This is a genomic window from Bacillus cereus group sp. Bce041 (assembly GCF_052646455.1).
Genome location: NZ_JBQXON010000004.1, coordinates 76,174 through 93,597 on the forward strand (window position 1 = coordinate 76,174; position 17,424 = coordinate 93,597).

Below are 17,424 nucleotides of genomic sequence, written 5' to 3' on the forward strand. Positions count from 1 at the left end.
TGAAAGAAAATGGGTTTAGAACAATTTATTAAAGAATCTATTCGTGAAATTGTAAGAGAGGAAATTAGATCAGCAATAGCTGACTTACAACAACAATCACAACCAAATAAGGTTATGCGAGTAAAAGAAGCCGCAGCTTATCTCAACATTGCGGTTTGCAGAATGTATGAATTAGCAAATCACCCTAGGTTTCCAGTGATAAGAGAAGGGCGTAAACTACTTTTTCTGCAAAAGGATTTAGAAGCTTGGCTTGAGGCACAAAAGGAGGTGATTTAGTGAAAGATACAACATCATTAGTTATATTCGCAATGTTTATCGCATGTAGTGCATGGTTGCTTTACATTACTTACAAACCAATAAAACAATGGGCTTGGAGTGACGTAGAACAAAATAAAAAGACCCACGGCAATGGGTCCTTTTCTAAAAAATAAGTTGTTCTAAGTATACCACGGAAAGTAGGGAAATAGTACATGGATTTAATCGAATATCAAGTGCTATTACCTAATAAGTTTTGGGACTTAGCAAAAAGCAAAGATGAATTAAAACAGATGATACAGCAATATTTCAGTGTTTGTTATCCGCATTATAGAATTCAACGAATTATCAAAAGCGGACAAGCATATATTGCAATTTGTACTAGGAGGTAAAAAGATGGCCATATTTAGACAAGTGCACACTTCATTTTGGAATGATGTGAAAGTGCAAGAAGATTTCACACCAGAAGATAAGTACTTTTTCTTATATTTATTAACTAATCCACAAACTAAACAAATTGGTGTGTATCAAATAACAAAAAAACAAATGGCTTTTGAAACAGGTTATTCACATGAAACTATAAAGGCTTTGATGCAACGTTTTGAAGACTATCACAAGATAATAAAATACGATAATGAAACCAGAGAATTAGTCATTTTTAATTGGGGAAAATACAACCTAAAAAAAGCTGGAAAACCAGTTGAAGATTTAATTAAGAAAGAATTAAAAGAAGTGAAAAATATATCTTTGTTGATTCCAATCTGCAAACATATAGAGCAAAAGTCCATAAAGAAGCTAATTGAAACGTTTATTCACGACTCGTATAACGATACGTTAACGAACCGTGGCACGATTGGGGGACAAGAAGAAGAACAAGAAAAAGAAATAGAAAAAGAAGAAAAAGAAGAAAAAGAAGAAAAAGAAGAAAAAGAAGAAAAAGAAGAAAAAGAAGGACCTTTAGTAGTAGAAAATCTCGCAATCGATTTTTATATGAAAAATTTCGGACATATCTCTCCATTCATGGGAGAAGAAATTAATCAATGGATAGATGAACTTAATCAATCTTTAGTAGTGGAAGCAATGAAAATTACTTTAGAAAACAATAAACGTAATTGGTCTTATACAAAAGGAATTTTAAAAGATTGGCATCAACAAGGCTTTAAAACAATTCAAGATGTAGAAGCAGCACAAGCAGCATTTCGAAGACAACAACTAAGTAAAAAGCGTACTGGTAAAGGGTATGTTAACCGAACTGAAGCTGTACCAGATTGGTTACATCAGCAAGAAGAACATGAACCAGTGCAACAACCGCAGCAAACCCCAAAAGAGGATCTCGAGGATGATAGGAAACGTTTGGATGAGATTTTAAACAAATATAAAAATACTAAGGGGGAGTAAGGTATGAAAAATACAACGATTATGAAAGCTGAACAGTTTCAAGAGGAGTTGTTAAAAGGTAAGAAATCCTTAAATGATTTAAGAGAAGAACTTGGTTTAGAAAAGTTAAATAAACCGGCATTCAATACTTTATTGAAGGTCAAAATAGAAAATAAAAGAGTTGTAAATTTGATTCATCTGAACAGAGAAGAATTTAGTACGGAAACCATTCATACAAGGGCAATGCCAGCAATTAATGATTGTTTTAATGAATTAAGAGTTTTTAACTACGGATGTGCAAATACGTTTGAAGAATATGAAAAGTTGGTACATGAGGATTGTGAAATGATAAAAAAAACAATCAACAACTACATTGATGCAATGGGAAAAGCGATGATCCATTTGGGTGAATCTGTAGAGAAATGGCAAGATTAACCCCTCGCAGCGCCAACTACGAAGGGTTAGAATTAATAAATTTTTGTAACTTTAAATTTTAAAAGTTTGTTATTTTCGGCAGGGTTACGTTTTACCACACAACGAATTTTACCTGATTCAATTAATTGATCTACAACTTTAAGCATGGTGTCAGATGAAAGATGTTGGAGTCTTCCATCTGATAATAAAAAGTTCATATTCAAGTGTTTTTGAGAATCTGGATGTAATAAATTCCTATTTTCATTAATGATTTGAAGAATTAGTTCTTGGGTAGATTCATAAGCCATAGTTTTACCTCCTTTCCAAATATATGTTTATTTTACATGAATTTAGCAATGAAGTTGTCTGAAAAAAATACTAAGGGGGAGTTAAAGATGAAAAATACAGGTATTGTAAGAAAAGTCGATGAGTTAGGTCGTGTAGTAATTCCAGTAGAGTTACGCAGAACTTTGGGGATTGCTGAAGGGACAGCACTAGACTTTCATGTTTATGGAGACAACATCCTTTTGAAAAAACAAGAAAAGTCATGCTTTGTAACGGGGGAAGTGTCTCAATCCAACATCGAATTGTTAGGCGGCCGAATGGTTTTGAGTAAGGAAGGGGCAAGTGAGTTGTTGGACCTTCTTCAAAAGAATGTGATGGAACATGCTTAAGCAGTTAAATATTTTTGATGTAGAGCCAGCGATTTGTGAGTTCGATGTAATGAAAGCAAATGTAAAGAGGGGACCTGGTCGGGTTACATATGCAGATGTACGCGTTCGTGTTCCCAAGAACGCTAAATGCACGGATGAATTACCACGTACAACTAAACAAGATGATCGTTATGACATCTTTGAACACTATACAATGGCAATTTGGAGATTTCAGCGAGCTGTAGATAAGTTTTTTAATTGGGATGCAGCCGAAGAATTGTGTAAGGCCGCAAGAGATAAAAAAGAAATAATCCCGGTACGGATTTACTTAGGAAGTGGATTTAAGCCAGATGTTGTCGAGTACATGAAGTGAGAAAAAGGGAGAGGAACATATGAAAAAAGAGATGGATGTTACAAGTAATAAAGTATATGTGGTTACGGATGGGAAAATCCTTTCTTTTGACCCACCGGCAAGTGGTTATGGTGAACAAGTTGTAATTTGGGTTAACGGTAAAGTTGGTCATGTTAAAACTACCTCCAATGAAATGATAAAGTAATTAACTTTTTAAAGGAGTGTTTGAAATGTCGGCTTTTAAAGTTCGAATTGCTTTAGAAGAAGTAGATTTCTTATGAGATCAAAGAGAGGTATTTCAATTCCGAGATCTTTGGAATAGTAACTACACACTCTTAGAGATTTCTAAAAAATTCAAAAGAAAGCAAATAGAAGTAGCGGCACTTATTTTAGATCAAGTGGATAAGTTTAAAATCTCCAAACGAAAAATGGGTTTAGGAGAAATTGGCGACAAAAGTATTCGGAATAAAAAGAAAAAAGAAACACCGCCTTACGTCTACATTGCTTTAGAAGAAGTAAATTTCATTTGGAATGAGGACGATATAGAACGGTTTAAGGCTTTGTGGATGAAGCAACTTTGCCTTGAAGATATATCAAATAAACTAAGAAGACATCAAATTGAAATAGCAACATTAATACTGGATCAGTTCGGTTTAGAATACATGCTTAATTGTTTAATAGATACGAAAAAAAGAGTAGCTTAATTAAATTAGTGAGGGAGCGAATGGAAATGAATTTAACTAAAATATTTGGAATGCAAAAGGTATTGGATACAAGAATTGTTAAGGAACATGGATTGGAAGGCAAAAATTTATTTTACAATATGATCCTTGCTCTACAAGTTGAAATTGGAGAACTTGCAAATGAAACTAGATGTTTTAAGCATTGGAGCAATAAAGGGCCAAGTGAAAAAGAAGTTATTCTGATGGAATATGTTGACGGTTTACATTTCATAGCCTCATTAGGCAACGGTATTGGCTTTAATCCTAATGGATATAGTGCGGAATTTTTAAATCACAACGCAAATGTTTTTTCTGCAAGTTCGTTAGTCAGTCAGTTCAACAATGTATATGAAGCTGTTTCGGAATTTCGTGCAACTCAAGATAGGGAGTTGTACGAAGAATTGCTATATTCCTACTTAGGATTAGGTAAGAAATTAGGATTCACATTTGAAGAGATTGAGCAAGGTTATTACAAGAAGAATGAAGTAAATCATCAACGTCAGAATAACGGGTATTAAACAATGAAAGGTATGTGCATAGATGTGGATCATTCAGCTTTACTGGAAATAAATGAAGAATATTTTTTATTCCCAGCTAAGCCTAATCATTACTATGTCAGCAAATTTGATCGTAAGGAATCACATTTTGGATGTTATCCAGCAGAGAGATTTAAATTGGTGGAAAACGAGGTTTGGAGATCAGAGCCGCAAATTAATATGCCGAATTTAGATGAAAGTAAATTCTATAAAGCTCAATTGATTTGGCGAACAAAAGGCTATAAAGATAAACCACTTAAGGAATACATTCTAAAGCCTAAAGGTACACATTGTTTCTTCTGGCATGATCGAGAACGTGAAAAATTATGTGGATGTTTTCCGATACATTGGTTTGCTAATTTTGAGGAATTGGCAGAGGAACTAGAAGAAGTTAAAGAAACGCCAAAGCAGGAACTTGTTTCATTGTTAGAAAGACCTGGTGGTCAACTAGCATTCTTTTAAAATCTGAATTTTATTAAAAAATGGAGTTTGTAATGAAAAGAGCCACGAGTTGTGAAGGCTCATGGCTCATTGTATAAGGGTAAAGTCGTAATGACTTTATAAATAAATAATATCACGAATATCCAAATAAATACAATAAAAGTAAATTAAATGGTATAAAATTTGAATTTTATCGAAAAAGAGCACTATTAGAATAGTGCCCAACTTCAATTTGCAGAAGTATTATGAGGAAACTTAAGTAGGTGGCTTAAGTTTCTCTGTAATAATTATGAATTTGTGATTAGAAAAATGCCCATTTTTTAAAGTGGAGTTAAGGGGTATTTGTATGTATTGAAATCCTTGTTGAAAATTTCTTTAACTAATTGGGTAGCTTCCACATCATAAAAACTATCGTATGTTGGGAGTCGTGGAAATAGAGGATTGGTAATATCAGCATCTGCATAGTTACCTTTAAAAATTGCTTTGTCTTTTTGATGGTGCCATGATTTAGTCAATATGTGTAGAGGAGAGGTTTTTAATTGATAGTTTTTTTCGAGATTTTTAATTTCAGTAGAGAAATTTTCAAGGTAAATATAATTTGTAACAAATTCTTCCTCACCTTGCACATATTGTTGTAAGTAATGTGGATCTATTTGTTCTAAATCGTTCATTTGTGTTTTTAAATAATAAAGAAAAATTTTAAATGAAATTGGTTTATTACAAGTATTATTACCGTAATAAAACCTTCGAATAGGCTCCCATACTGGATTTTCTATATTATGAGGAGCGATTAGTGATACGAATGAACTTACTGCCCTTGTATATGGATTTCTTACTAATTTATAGCAATCTTTTTCTTTTGAATATAAAGCTCTAGCTAATTCAAGAAAATAGTATGAAGAGTTTTTGTATATATCATTTTCGTAATTATGGATGAAAGGATCGTATTTGATGGCTTGTTTAAATAAATTAATTTGATAAAAAAACCAATGCGCCAGGGAAGTACAACCGCTTTTTTGGCTCCAAAATAAAATCAACGGGAAATTAGGATTAAAATTGGGAACGCGCCCGTATTTAATCATATTTGCAAAAGACATTTTCGCCCTCCATTCAGTAATGCCAATTATTTTAAGGTTTGTGAATGTTAGAGTTATTATCATTTTGGTAATTCACAAATAATCAAGCTCCTTTGCGTAAGATAATTTTTTATCCTATATAAAACGTAGCTTTTTTGTATCTAAGTTATTTTTAATAAATTTTTAAAGATAAATTGAATATTGTTGGTCAGTCGACTCATAAAAGTATTCGATACTCTGTGATTTCAAAGTGCATCTGATAAATATATATGAATGTTTTTTTAAGGACATTACTGTAAGTTAGGAAAACATAAATCTGGAAATAAAACTTGATATTCCGGGTTTAACCGAAGATCAGTAGTTGAGGTTGTAAAGTGTATATAATTTTTTTCTAATTTATCTAGTGTTGCCAGATGATAAGTACCTAAGCCACGCTGGATGCTATGTTTAGAAAGAGTAGGCCCAATTTGTAATTTTCGGTTTTTCATAGCTGTATTCCAGGGGCTGTAAAAGAATTTTAAAATGAAAGCAGGATACATGTAAACGATAAATGGATGAGGTGACCAATGCCGCCCTGCCGAATAGTTACCATGCGAATAATGGTGGATTAATCTACCGCCATAGTATGGAGCAGGTGGATTAGGGTGGATTATTCTCCCATGATAACGCTGTTTGACAAGGGGAATTCCGTATCTCGGATTCGTATAACCGTGAGTAGGGTCATCCACCATCAGAATAGTCCTAATGGAATACATGTTTTTCCCTAAAGTAGCAAGAGATGAGAAAAAGGCTTCCTTATCAACACAGCAAAGGAATTCAGTGGTATTTAGCACCATTTTCCATCCCGTAATTTCTTTTTCTATGTTCATTACTTCTTGATCAACTAAAATGGCATCAAACTCTAATACCTTTGATTCACGGATTTCCCAATGAGGTGCAAATAATTTGCATAATTCAACCGAACGATCAGTAGACCCACGATTAATAAGAATGCCATGATCAAATAATTTTGTGTGGTGCATTAACCACCACGGAAGCAGATACTCTTCGTTATAAAAATGAGAAATTAAAGTTGTTTTAATAAAAAATCCTCCTTTCAAAATTTTGTGGAATATATCCTTATCTAGTAAGATATGTTACTTGATCTAAAAAGAATGAAGAAAGATTTTTAACAAAATAGTTATTGTATGATGAAAAAATTAAAGAACCTGTTATAACTAACAGGTCCTGTGTACAAGGAGTTCAAGGAATACAAGGGAACTGGGTTAGAGAAACCTTTGCATTGCTTGATTTAATAGTAATGTATTCAAAATAAACAAAAAAATGAACAAAAGTTAAATAAAATCCTTATTTCAACAGAAAAAAGAGCGCACGGGAAAGCGCTCTTTGAACAAGATTAAAATCGAAAGGTATCGGCAATTAAATCTTATGTATGTTTTCAGTTTATGTGCAAGTTTGAATCAAATTTTTATTTAGTACATTTAAATGCCAAAAGAGCGCTGATTGAGGGCGCTCTTTACACCTAATCATAATGGAAGTGACGAACTCACATTATACAGAAAGGTAATAATAATAGTATGTAACAATATGAGGTTCGTGCATGAGTTTAGACAAAATGGTTATTTGAAAGTAAATAAAAAAAGAGCACACATATAAGTGTGCTCCTAGACTAAAAGGTGTGTACGTATGGACTGGAGTGCCCCATACAATAATATATGCTTGTCTGATTTAAGGGTGCAAAGTTTTTTATAAAAACACTATTTTGTACTGAGTAAATGTTGATGTTTATTAAAATGATAAAGCAGCTAGCTCAATGAACTAACTGCTTTATCGTCCAACAAGAACAATACCCACAATACATTGTAACTTAAGGTTACAACTATAGTATGAGTAGAAGTGAAAATGTTATGCAAGAAAGTTAAATAAAAACTGCATTTTATTCAATAAAACAGCTAGCATGATTAGCTAGCTGTCCTGGTAAAAAAAGAAAACGGTGCTTAGCAAATGTTGCTGTTGTAATTGCGAATTACAACTATAGTATGAACAGAGTTGAAAATGATATGCAAAAATAATCTAATAAAAATTTCATTTTGTATTAAGTTGGAACATAAAAAGGGCACTTAGTAAAGTGCCCTCGTGACGAGATCAATTCTATAATGACTATTTTATAGAGAAAGGAACTGAGAATATTATATGTGTGCCCAGTCAATTAAGTGCATTTTTACAAATAAAAGAGCAGCTAGCAAAAGCTAACTGCTCTCCAGAAAAGCATTAAGAAGGAAGTTCAGAACTCAAGTGTATTTATAGTATGGACAAGGTTTATGGATTTATTCAAGGAGGTAGAGGGAAATGGTTCAAATTTGCCCAATGTGCAACAAGGAAACATGTGATTCAAACAATGAAGAAATTAATGTTGATTTTTGCGATGGATGTATGACATTAGCAATTGAAGAGGCCTCATTGCCTATAGGCCTTCCTAATAGCATGAGTGTTTCATTACCGATGGCAAGAGAGAAAATGACTGTAAACTCATATGGTCGTTTGCAGGAAGTTTATAAAGATGAGTGGATGAAGGAGTTTAATAAAGAAAGAGGTTTTAAGATTTTAAGCAATGTAACAAAATAATCTTTTTAAAATAAAAAAGAAAAAAGCAACTTGTATTGGGGACAAGTCACTTTTTTCGAGTGGCAATGTTACATTTATTATAACAGGACAAATGTAGCATCTAAATAAATAAAAAATACAAATTTTAGACAAAATTCGAGATTGAAAATGAATACAGTCCGGCTAGAAAACTAGAGGACACCAATTCATTAAAGCGGCAATTCAAGCTGTTTTAGGAATAGGTGTCCTTTTTATTTTAAACAAGGGAGATGAGGAAATGAAGGTACTAAAGGATCAGCTACGCGAGTGGAAAAAACAATCAAAAAAAGTAAAGAAGAAAAATAAGAAAAAACAAAAAGAGAAATTAAGCACACGCGACATTGAGGATTTAATGGGAATTCATGGTCCACGTTATGAACGAAGACGTGGGGCAGTAAGACAAAAATAATAACAATGGAGGAATTTAATATGAATAAACAACTATCATTTAAGATGCCAATTGTGGATGGAAAAAGAACAAAACAAGAAATCGAAAAAGTATTTAATGAGTATCGTAGATATTTAGCAACTATGCCATGTGATATGCTGCCAAAAGTGACAGCGTCGTATTCTATTGTTCCTCCATCGAATACAAATGAGTTTAATAGTTCGACTGAAAATATTGCAATAGAAAGAATAGAGTATGAACAAGAACGAAATAAATTTATGAGTTGGTTGTATGATGGTGTGAATCGTCTAAGAGATGATGAACGTGAAGTGATTGTGAAATTTTATATGGAACATGATTCTGGATATGATCAAGATATCTGGATGGATTTAGGAATAGGTAAAACAAAATATTATAAGTTAAAAGGACGAGCGATATTGCGGTTAGCGTTCAATCTAAAGAAAGAGGTGTTTCAAAAAACGCGTAGACAAAAAGAGGGGCAAAGTATATGAATATTGTACAGCCAATTCGAGATAAAGAAATAATACAAGAAATAAAAGAGTTTTATAAGGAGCAGAATGAGAGGAACTACATTCTGTTTCTTCTTGGTATTAATACGGGGTTTAGAATATCGGATATATTACGTTTGCGTGTTGGTGATGTAGAAGGCTGGAATATTATGATACGTGAAAAGAAAACAAGGAAAATCAAAGATGTGAAGATGCCTTCAGAGTTGAAGAGAGCCATCAGAAATTATACTAAAGGAAAGCCAAAGAACGAATACCTGATTAAGAGTAGGAACGGAAAGAATAAACCAATTACTCGTGCTATGGCTTATGTAATATTAAATCAAGCAGCAGAAGAGTTTGGGTTAGAACGTATAGGAACTCATTCGCTCAGAAAAACATATGGGTATCATCATTACAAACAATTTAAGGATGTAGTTGCTTTACAAAAGATGTTAAATCATACAGATCAGAAAGAAACATTGAGATACATTGGAATGGAGCAAGATACATTAAATGATTATCAAAGGAAGTTTAGAATCTAGCTCCTTTATTTTTTTATCACTTATTGAATTAGCTTTAAACTGAAAGTGGCAAATTCATTTTTATAAAATGCGAAAGAGATTGATATATCTAAGGTTAAACGGAATAGGTGAATTTAACACAATCCAGGTTATAGCTAATTCATTTTCTAGGATTAAAGAACATATTTATTCAAAACTATGCGAAAAGAGGCTGAAAAACGATGTGAAAAAAAGCAGAAATAAAAAACGCGAACTATTTGTGAACTATCTGCGGACTATTTGCGAACGATTTACGGACACGTTTTGGTTTTTGACATGATATATTTGTATTGTGAGAAGTGGCGGAAAACACAACTCATAAAATTTCTTTATAATATATGTTGTTTAAACGGTTTCGTAATAGCGGCAAATAAAATCCGAAACCAGCAGATGGTAACGATTGAATGGTACCGTTGTTAGGGAGAGCTTTTGCTCTTCTTCCAGCTACTTAATAATGTGCAAACAGGTTTTTGTAACTGCATTAAGGGATTGGAAGAAGAATAAAACTTCCTTTATCCTTTTATTTTGAATAAAGTCAAAAGATAGTTGAATGACTAGCTAGTACTTAATGATAATTATAGTTGATTTTCGTCTGAATATAGAATGGGTTTTGTATATGAATTATAACAATACTTGTATAACTAGTTCAGAATGCTTAATACATTATAATTGTATTACCGTTATTATAGATATGGATCAAGGATATAAACTGAGCTGAAATGTATTAATTGGATTAAAACGGTTAACATATTGTGTAGTGAGGATAATTAAGATGAGTGTATAGAAAAAAGGTAGATAAATGAATTATTTTATGTGTTTAATGAAAGTTTATACAAAAATTGATGTAAAAAAATGGAGGTATTATTAGTGAATTCCGAAGTGGATTATATTAATGGTATGAACCTGGGGATAGGTTTTAACACGGCTACAGAGGACATACATTCGCCTGCTTTATTTGATGTAAATAGCACTAGAGAAGTTCCATCTGCAGGTGGACAAGAAATTTTCTTTAAAGTGGAATTAGCTAGTAGTACAGAAAGTATTACTGAAAAAATGAATGTATCAGCTAAAGCATCACTTAAATATGGAATGAGTGGTAAGGGGTCAGCTCGAGTCGCTTTCTCTAATTCATTTAAACAAAACAGCTACAGTATCTATGTTATCGTTCAAGTAACTGTGACAAACAAACAAATTTTACTAGATTTAGCGAATGTTAAATTAAAATCGGAAGCTGTATCTTTATATAATCAGGACCAAAGTGCCTTTATTGAACAATATGGTAATTCGTTTGTATATGGTCTAATTACAGGAGGAGAATTTATAGGAGTTCTTGAAATTAGCAGCTCAACAACTGCTGAATTAAATGAAATTAGGGCAGGTCTTTCTGGTCAAGCTACTTATGGCGTATACACTGGCTCAATGAGCGGATCATTTCAACAAGCATTGGAGAAAATAACATCATCTTATGAGATGAAAGCTACTGTATATCGTCAGGGGGGAAATAGTGTTTTAGAAGAAGTGACACCTGAAGGCATGATACAAGAAGCTTTGAAATTTCCACAAGCAGTTGCTGGCGATAATGGTTTTCCTCGTACGGCATTAATAATTCCATACAACCATATTGCTCGTGAAAACTTAACTTCACTAGATGTTTCATACCAAACATCATGTTTAGAGCAATTGGGAAGTTTATATCGACGCTTTACCAAATATCAAAACGATTTAACGTATGCATTAGACTATCAACTTCAATTCCCAGAAATAAATATAGAACAAGTGAACGAACGTTTTAATGAGATAAGTGGTCAGTTACAAATTATTATGGAAGCAAGTCGGTCTTGTTCTGTAAATTCTGCATTATGTAAAGTTCCAGAGCTTAATTTAACATTACTTAAAAATATTTTACCTCCTCGTATAAGCCGAATTGAAAATTTGGGTGTATATTGGATAGAACAAGAAGCAGGATGGATAGGACAGTGGACGCGAAGAGGCTTAAGTAATACTTTTGATGGAAAATGGGCAAAACCTGGAGAACCTGATTATCACGCTATTTTAACAATTACACGGAATGGAAATGATATATTTATTATTCGTAAAGAACAAGAAAATGGACCTACTACCTGTACTTATGTAGGTAAAGTAGAAGATGATGGGAAAACTGTCACAGGAACATATAAATGTGCAAGGGAACATAGTTGGAGTGCTATTATAAATTTTTGATTTAAAAATAGATGATTAAAATAATTTGCAAAACTTTAAAAAGCACCTATTCGGGTGCTTTTATTTTGGAGGAGAGAGTGTGGAATTAAATAAACTTGAGAAAGCGATGATCATCGGCATAATCCTTCGTGCTCTTCGTAGTAAAATGAAGATAAAACAGTATGTGGGTTTAGAAAGATTACCAGCTTTAATTAAAGTGTTAGATGAATTACAAGAGAACAAAACAAAAGAAAACAAAAAAGAAGCTATAACAAGTGTAATCAATAAGTTGATAGATAATTTGTTAGAGGAGGATTCCTTGAAGAATTAACTATAAAAAAGGGGAGGAAACTTGTTGGTTTGCAAGTCTCATCCTCCATGGCAATGTTAATTTTATTTTAATAACTTGTATTTATTTGCAAGTGTATAACAGGAATATTCTTTCAAAAGGAGGAAAGCTAGATGGTTAAAGCTGAACTTATCCAAAAGAAAATTAAAGAGGGAAAGTTAAGTACTAATGAAGCAAGGATATTACAAGATTTGAAGCCCATTGAAGGTGAACGGAGTAATTAAAACTTTACGAGACTAGATGGATGATATACAAATAGATAAACAAACACTTATAGGGATTGACTTCGCGGTTGGAACAGACAGAACGCATGTTAATAGGGGGGAGGAAATGCGAACAGATTACCTTATCCAGCTTATAAAAGAAGATAAGCTTATGAAGTTCTATAAGTCTAAAGAGTGGAGAGCTTTACGATTAAAAGCAATCCAACGAGCTAATAATGAATGTGAGCATTGCAAACAAAAAGGGAAGGTAACGACACGAGATACACTTGACAAGCGTGGGAGTAAGATGAAAATGGATGTGAACCATATCAAACCAGTTAAGACGCATCCACATCTCGCCTTAGACTTAGACAACCTTGAATACCTTTGTGTTCGTTGCCATAACATTGCTGATGGTAAGGATAAGATGATTAGCAAGAGTGAACCTAAGTTCATGAATGAGGAACGGTGGTAGCAATGATTATAGTTGATGGTAGTTGGACATTTGATAGTGACTTAATGATTCAATACACTGAGAAGGACGAGCGTACGTCATATGAACGCGACATGCTTAATCAGTTCCGAAAGTATTCTTACTGGCGTTACTGCCAAATAAGGGACTATGTGAACCCAAGAAAGTGCAAACGACTTAAACTTAATGATGTTAGAGAAAGATTGCAAGAAGAAGAGAATTTAATATTTACAACAGACATGCTAAAGATTTCTAGTGAAGAAGTCTTTTTTATTTTGGATTTCATTGAAACTTACTTTGAATTAGTTTCTTAAACACCCCCGGTCAAAAAGTTTGGCTTTTATTAGGAGGACCATTCAACGGGGGGAGGTGGTGAGAAAATATATTTTTTATTTTTTAAGTAAAGGGGGGGTATAGTTGCGAAAACTCTCTAAAAAGATGCAAGTTAAACAAGATTTATTACAACAATTGGAAAATGAAGAAATGGACAGTGCGGTGTACATTGATTTGGTCGATAAATACATGGCATTGTGGGATGCATCAAAAGCATTGGAAAGAGAATGGAAGAAAGAACGTATGGTTACATGGGATAACGGTGGAGGGCAAAAAGGAATTAAACCTAATCCAGCCGGAAAGGAATACCGGGAAACTATTCGTAGTATGACAGAGTTAATTAAAAAGATGAATTTGCAAAATCCAAATACAGGTGATGACGATGACGAATTATAAGTATCATCCCTATATTGATAACTATATAAATATGGTCGAAAGCGGCCAGGTGAAGTCATCGAAAGAAGTCAAACTATTAATGGGACTTCTAAAGAAGAAACTCAGCCAAAACAACATCGTTATCAATCATGATGAAATTACAAAAGCAAAAGAATTTATTGAAAGGTATTTTCCGTTTGAATTATTACCACATCAAGATTTTATTTTGGCTTGCTGTGTAGGTTTGTTTTATGATGACGGAACGCTTGTGTTTAATGAGTTTTTAATTTTGATGGGCCGTGGTGCTGGGAAAAATGGTTTCATTGCAGCGCTTGCTTTCTACTTAGTTAGCAAACAAGGGATTCGAGGATATAACGTTGATATTGTAGCTACTTCAAAAGAGCAAGCTTTAACGTCGTTTATGGATGTTCATGATGTATTAGAAGAGTACAAAAAGAGAATGAAGAAATTCTTTAAATGGACGTTAGAAAAAATAGTATACAAGAAAACAAAATCGAAAATTAAATATTATACGAACAACGCTAAGACAAAAGATGGTTTACGTCCTGGGGTTGTTATTTTTGATGAAATTCATGCCTACGAAAGTTATGACAACATCAAAGTATTTACATCAGCATTAGGGAAGGTACAACATCCACGCCGTTTTTATTTAACTACAGATGGAGATGTGCGTGGCGGTGTACTCGATGATTTTAAAGATGTGGCTAGGCAAATATTGAATGGGGAACTCCCTAATTCACGCATGTTTCCGTTTCTCTGTAAATTAGATGATGAAAGTGAAGTGGATGATTTTGAAATGTGGGAGAAGGCAAACCCTTCATTACCTTATTTTCCTCATTTGAAGCAAGAGATGGAAACAGAATATGAGAACATGCAAACGAGATCTTCCGCACGGATTGAATTCATGACAAAACGTATGAATTTACCACAAGAAGAAACGATGTTCTCTGTAGCAAGTTGGGAGCAAATAAAAGCTACTGATCAAGAGTTTCCATTGGAGGAATTAAAAGGACAGACTTGTGTAGGTGGTATTGATTTCTCGGATATTAATGATTTTGTTGGTGTAGGTTTGTTATTTAAATATAAAGGGAAAAGGTACTGGAAACATCATACTTTTATTAATCGTCAAGCATTAAAGAATAAAAACTTTAAAATTGATATTCAAGTAGCGATAGATGAAGGGCTTGTAACGATTATCGATGATGTCATTAATAAACCAGAGCATATTCTAGGATGGTTTATTAAACAAGCGAAAATATACAATATAAAATCAATCGCTTCAGACTTATATAGGATTAATTATATTAAACAAATCTTTGAAGAAGCAGGTTTTCATCTTGAGATAGCTCGTAGTGGAAAGGTAACACATACCAAGCTACAACCTGTAGTGGAAGAAATGTTTGCAACGGAGAGCATTGTATACGGTGCAGATCGTATGATGCGTTGGTACACCAATAATGTGTATGTAGATAAAGATTCAAAAGGAAATATTAGTTATGAAAAAATCGAACCTTATTTACGTAAAACGGATGGATTTATGGCGTTAATACATGCCCTAACTCTAGATGGAATGTTAAAAGAAGGAATCCCTATTACAAAAGAGACAATTAAGAAAATGTTTAGAGTATTCGGTGGTTAAAAGGAGGTGTGAAATGGGGGTAATTGATTGGTTTAAAGGGTTTTTGAGTGGTAAAAATTTTAGAACTGTAGATGGTTGTGATTATGAATTAAAAGTAGATTATTTTTATAAGAAGTTAGCAGTGGAAAGTTGTATTGATTTGATTGCAAATGCACTTACAATGTGTGAAATACAAACGTTTGATAAGGGAAAAGAAATTCGTGGAGAAAATTACTATCTACTAAATGTTCAACCGAATCAAAATCAAAATGCTTCTGAATTTATGCATAGTCTTGTGCATCATTTAATCGATGATAATGAGTGTTTGGTTATTATGTCAAATGACCAATTGTATATTGCTGATGAATTTACGGTAGATCATTATGCATTTAAAGAAAATGAATACAAGAATGTTGTTATTGGTGATTTAAGTTTGAGGCGAGAATATAAAGAGTCTGAGGTTTTATATTTTAAATTAAATGATGAAAACATTATGCAAGTAATCGATGGAATGTATGAAAGTTTAGGGAAATTATTAATATCGTCCATTAATTATTACAAACGAAAGAACAGTAAGCGGTTCTTACTAAAGGGGAACTTTTTTAGAGCACAAGATGACGAAACACAAAAACAAGTAGATGAGTTATTTGATAATCAACTTAAAAATTGGTTAGATCCAAATAAAGAAACATCTACATTTCAATTACAAGATGGTTATAGTCTTGAGGATTTTAGCGATGGTCAGAAAGGTACCTCAAGTAACGGAACGAGTAGGGATATAGCAGCCTTAATTAATGATATTTTCAATTATGTTGCGACAGCCTTCCATGTTCCCGTAGGTATTTTGAAGGGTGACGTTGCAGATATTGAAAAACAAATGGATTCTTTTTTAGCTTTTTGTATTAATCCCATTGCGAAACTAATCCAAGATGAATTTAATCGTAAGATGTACAAGAAAAAGGATTTCTTGAAACGGTCCTATTTAAAGATTGATACAACGAAAATTAAAGTTGTTGATATTACCAAACTAGCGACAGCATTAGATAAGCTCTTTGCAATAGGTGGCTTATCTATCAATGATATCTTAACTATTCTAGGTAGAGAGCCAATTGAAGAAGAATGGGCAAATAAACGCTTTGTTACAAAGAACTATCAAGAAGCTGATTCTTTGGAGGGAGGTGAAAAGAATGAGACGTTATAAAAATGAACAGTATAATCATCTAGCTAATGTCCAACATGCATTTAAAGCAGAAGCAAAAGCTGATTCGTTGGACATAACGATTTATGGTGATATTGGCGAATCATGGTGGAGTGATTCTACATCAGCAGTTGATATTGAGAAAACATTAAAAGCTACTTCGGCTAATGTTATTAATATCAATCTGAATAGTCCTGGTGGGGATGTATTTGATGGGATTGCGATTTATAACCAACTTAAAAACCATCTGGCAAAAATCATCATTAACGTAGATGGACTGGCAGCAAGCGCCGCATCTATTATTGCAATGGCAGCAGACGAACTAATTATGAATACAGGTTCTATGTTAATGATTCATGAAGCTTCTACATGGACGTGGGGGACAAAATTAGATATTCGTAAGACATTGAATGCTCTTGAGGGAATTGACAAATCGCTTGCGGATATTTATATGACTCGTTATCAAGGGGAACGTTCAGAAATTGAGACAATGATTGCGAATGAAACATGGTTTACCGCCAATGAGGCAGTAGAAATTGGATTAGCTCATAAAGTAAATGAACATGTAGAAGATGACGATGTGGTAGATCCAGAGGAATTTAAAAATAATGTACTTCAGAAATTCCGAAATAAAAATAAACAGCAGAATGAACCAGTAGCAGTAGGTTCAACTGAAAATATACTTAACAAATTTAAGCGCGCGTAAAGCAGTGCTTTTTTTATTGTCTTA

General features: G+C 33.3%; 24 protein-coding genes and 1 pseudogene. 22 read left to right on the plus strand and 3 right to left on the minus strand.

The window, feature by feature from the left end; translation table 11 throughout:
• Positions 1-9 precede the first annotated feature (9 nt).
• From ACUN13_RS14540 to ACUN13_RS14555, 4 genes are all read left to right on the plus strand, one after another.
• Positions 10-276, plus strand: coding sequence for a helix-turn-helix domain-containing protein (locus tag ACUN13_RS14540; protein ID WP_000522182.1), 267 nt, complete (start codon positions 10-12; stop codon positions 274-276).
• The gene (locus ACUN13_RS14545) at positions 276-431 is read left to right on the plus strand and encodes a hypothetical protein (protein WP_409531988.1); all 156 of its coding nucleotides are present in this window, start codon (positions 276-278) and stop codon (positions 429-431) included. The genes ACUN13_RS14540 and ACUN13_RS14545 overlap by 1 nt, the downstream gene beginning before the upstream one ends.
• Before the next feature lie 220 nt (positions 432-651).
• On the plus strand, positions 652-1,653 hold the full coding sequence (locus ACUN13_RS14550) for a DnaD domain-containing protein (protein WP_445423860.1): 1,002 nt from the start codon (positions 652-654) through the stop codon (positions 1,651-1,653).
• Positions 1,654-1,656: 3 nt separating this feature from the next.
• Positions 1,657-2,067 carry a hypothetical protein gene (locus tag ACUN13_RS14555; RefSeq protein WP_409531990.1) on the plus strand — a complete coding sequence of 137 codons (411 nt, stop codon included), beginning with the start codon at positions 1,657-1,659 and terminating at the stop codon, positions 2,065-2,067.
• Positions 2,068-2,099: 32 nt separating this feature from the next.
• Here ACUN13_RS14555 and ACUN13_RS14560 read toward each other — a convergent pair whose 3' ends face one another.
• Positions 2,100-2,354: a hypothetical protein gene (locus ACUN13_RS14560; protein ID WP_375035910.1), complete on the minus strand. Its 255-nt coding sequence runs from the start codon at positions 2,352-2,354 to the stop codon at positions 2,100-2,102.
• 87 nt (positions 2,355-2,441) lie between these two features.
• On the opposite strand from ACUN13_RS14560, the gene ACUN13_RS14565 reads away from it, so the two are divergent.
• The 6 genes and pseudogenes from ACUN13_RS14565 (at position 2,442) to ACUN13_RS14590 (ending at position 4,771) form a co-directional block, all read left to right on the plus strand.
• The gene (locus ACUN13_RS14565; protein ID WP_375035911.1) at positions 2,442-2,720 is read left to right on the plus strand and encodes an AbrB/MazE/SpoVT family DNA-binding domain-containing protein; all 279 of its coding nucleotides are present in this window, start codon (positions 2,442-2,444) and stop codon (positions 2,718-2,720) included.
• Positions 2,713-3,072, plus strand: a complete 360-nt coding sequence (locus ACUN13_RS14570) for a hypothetical protein (RefSeq protein ID WP_000917701.1) — start codon at positions 2,713-2,715, stop codon at positions 3,070-3,072. The genes ACUN13_RS14565 and ACUN13_RS14570 overlap by 8 nt, the downstream gene beginning before the upstream one ends.
• A gap of 19 nt (positions 3,073-3,091) precedes the next feature.
• Positions 3,092-3,256 (plus strand): DUF3954 domain-containing protein, encoded by a 165-nt coding sequence (locus tag ACUN13_RS14575; RefSeq protein ID WP_445423861.1) that lies wholly within the window; start codon positions 3,092-3,094, stop codon positions 3,254-3,256.
• Positions 3,257-3,281: 25 nt separating this feature from the next.
• Positions 3,282-3,755: pseudogene (locus tag ACUN13_RS14580) on the plus strand (sugar ABC transporter substrate-binding protein).
• Positions 3,756-3,775: 20 nt separating this feature from the next.
• On the plus strand, positions 3,776-4,291 hold the full coding sequence (locus ACUN13_RS14585; RefSeq protein ID WP_375035914.1) for a dUTP diphosphatase: 516 nt from the start codon (positions 3,776-3,778) through the stop codon (positions 4,289-4,291).
• 3 nt (positions 4,292-4,294) lie between these two features.
• A complete protein-coding gene (locus tag ACUN13_RS14590) occupies positions 4,295-4,771 on the plus strand; it encodes a hypothetical protein (RefSeq protein WP_409531994.1) in 477 nt (158 codons plus the stop codon).
• A 299-nt stretch (positions 4,772-5,070) separates the two neighbouring features.
• Here ACUN13_RS14590 and ACUN13_RS14595 read toward each other — a convergent pair whose 3' ends face one another.
• Positions 5,071-5,847: a sulfotransferase family 2 domain-containing protein gene (locus tag ACUN13_RS14595; RefSeq protein WP_409531996.1), complete on the minus strand. Its 777-nt coding sequence runs from the start codon at positions 5,845-5,847 to the stop codon at positions 5,071-5,073.
• 269 nt (positions 5,848-6,116) lie between these two features.
• Positions 6,117-6,848: a glycosyltransferase family 2 protein gene (locus ACUN13_RS14600; protein ID WP_409532166.1), complete on the minus strand. Its 732-nt coding sequence runs from the start codon at positions 6,846-6,848 to the stop codon at positions 6,117-6,119.
• A gap of 1,327 nt (positions 6,849-8,175) precedes the next feature.
• On the opposite strand from ACUN13_RS14600, the gene ACUN13_RS14605 reads away from it, so the two are divergent.
• The 12 genes from ACUN13_RS14605 to ACUN13_RS14660 all read left to right on the plus strand — a co-directional run bounded on the left by ACUN13_RS14605 (position 8,176) and on the right by ACUN13_RS14660 (position 17,400).
• The gene (locus ACUN13_RS14605; RefSeq protein WP_409531998.1) at positions 8,176-8,451 is read left to right on the plus strand and encodes a hypothetical protein; all 276 of its coding nucleotides are present in this window, start codon (positions 8,176-8,178) and stop codon (positions 8,449-8,451) included.
• Positions 8,452-8,707: 256 nt separating this feature from the next.
• Complete coding sequence (locus tag ACUN13_RS14610; RefSeq protein WP_000866143.1) at positions 8,708-8,878, plus strand: hypothetical protein; 171 nt, start codon at positions 8,708-8,710, stop codon at positions 8,876-8,878.
• Between the two features lie 20 nt (positions 8,879-8,898).
• Positions 8,899-9,369 carry an ArpU family phage packaging/lysis transcriptional regulator gene (locus tag ACUN13_RS14615; protein ID WP_061884219.1) on the plus strand — a complete coding sequence of 157 codons (471 nt, stop codon included), beginning with the start codon at positions 8,899-8,901 and terminating at the stop codon, positions 9,367-9,369.
• Entirely contained in the window at positions 9,366-9,908 is a 543-nt protein-coding gene (locus ACUN13_RS14620) for a tyrosine-type recombinase/integrase (RefSeq protein ID WP_061884220.1), read from the plus strand. Before ACUN13_RS14615 ends, ACUN13_RS14620 begins: the two co-directional genes overlap by 4 nt.
• 885 nt (positions 9,909-10,793) lie before the next feature.
• Positions 10,794-12,146 carry a hypothetical protein gene (locus ACUN13_RS14625; protein WP_445423862.1) on the plus strand — a complete coding sequence of 451 codons (1,353 nt, stop codon included), beginning with the start codon at positions 10,794-10,796 and terminating at the stop codon, positions 12,144-12,146.
• 79 nt (positions 12,147-12,225) lie between these two features.
• Complete coding sequence (locus ACUN13_RS14630; protein WP_445423863.1) at positions 12,226-12,456, plus strand: hypothetical protein; 231 nt, start codon at positions 12,226-12,228, stop codon at positions 12,454-12,456.
• A 348-nt stretch (positions 12,457-12,804) separates the two neighbouring features.
• Entirely contained in the window at positions 12,805-13,152 is a 348-nt protein-coding gene (locus ACUN13_RS14635) for an HNH endonuclease (protein ID WP_445423864.1), read from the plus strand.
• A gap of 2 nt (positions 13,153-13,154) precedes the next feature.
• The gene (locus ACUN13_RS14640) at positions 13,155-13,463 is read left to right on the plus strand and encodes a hypothetical protein (RefSeq protein ID WP_445423865.1); all 309 of its coding nucleotides are present in this window, start codon (positions 13,155-13,157) and stop codon (positions 13,461-13,463) included.
• A gap of 103 nt (positions 13,464-13,566) precedes the next feature.
• Complete coding sequence (locus tag ACUN13_RS14645) at positions 13,567-13,878, plus strand: hypothetical protein (RefSeq protein ID WP_021727588.1); 312 nt, start codon at positions 13,567-13,569, stop codon at positions 13,876-13,878.
• Entirely contained in the window at positions 13,865-15,517 is a 1,653-nt protein-coding gene (locus tag ACUN13_RS14650; protein ID WP_445423866.1) for a terminase TerL endonuclease subunit, read from the plus strand. Before ACUN13_RS14645 ends, ACUN13_RS14650 begins: the two co-directional genes overlap by 14 nt.
• 13 nt (positions 15,518-15,530) lie before the next feature.
• Positions 15,531-16,697, plus strand: a complete 1,167-nt coding sequence (locus ACUN13_RS14655; RefSeq protein ID WP_088029337.1) for a phage portal protein — start codon at positions 15,531-15,533, stop codon at positions 16,695-16,697.
• On the plus strand, positions 16,684-17,400 hold the full coding sequence (locus ACUN13_RS14660; RefSeq protein ID WP_409532011.1) for a head maturation protease, ClpP-related: 717 nt from the start codon (positions 16,684-16,686) through the stop codon (positions 17,398-17,400). Before ACUN13_RS14655 ends, ACUN13_RS14660 begins: the two co-directional genes overlap by 14 nt.
• The last annotated feature ends 24 nt before the right edge of the window (positions 17,401-17,424 follow it).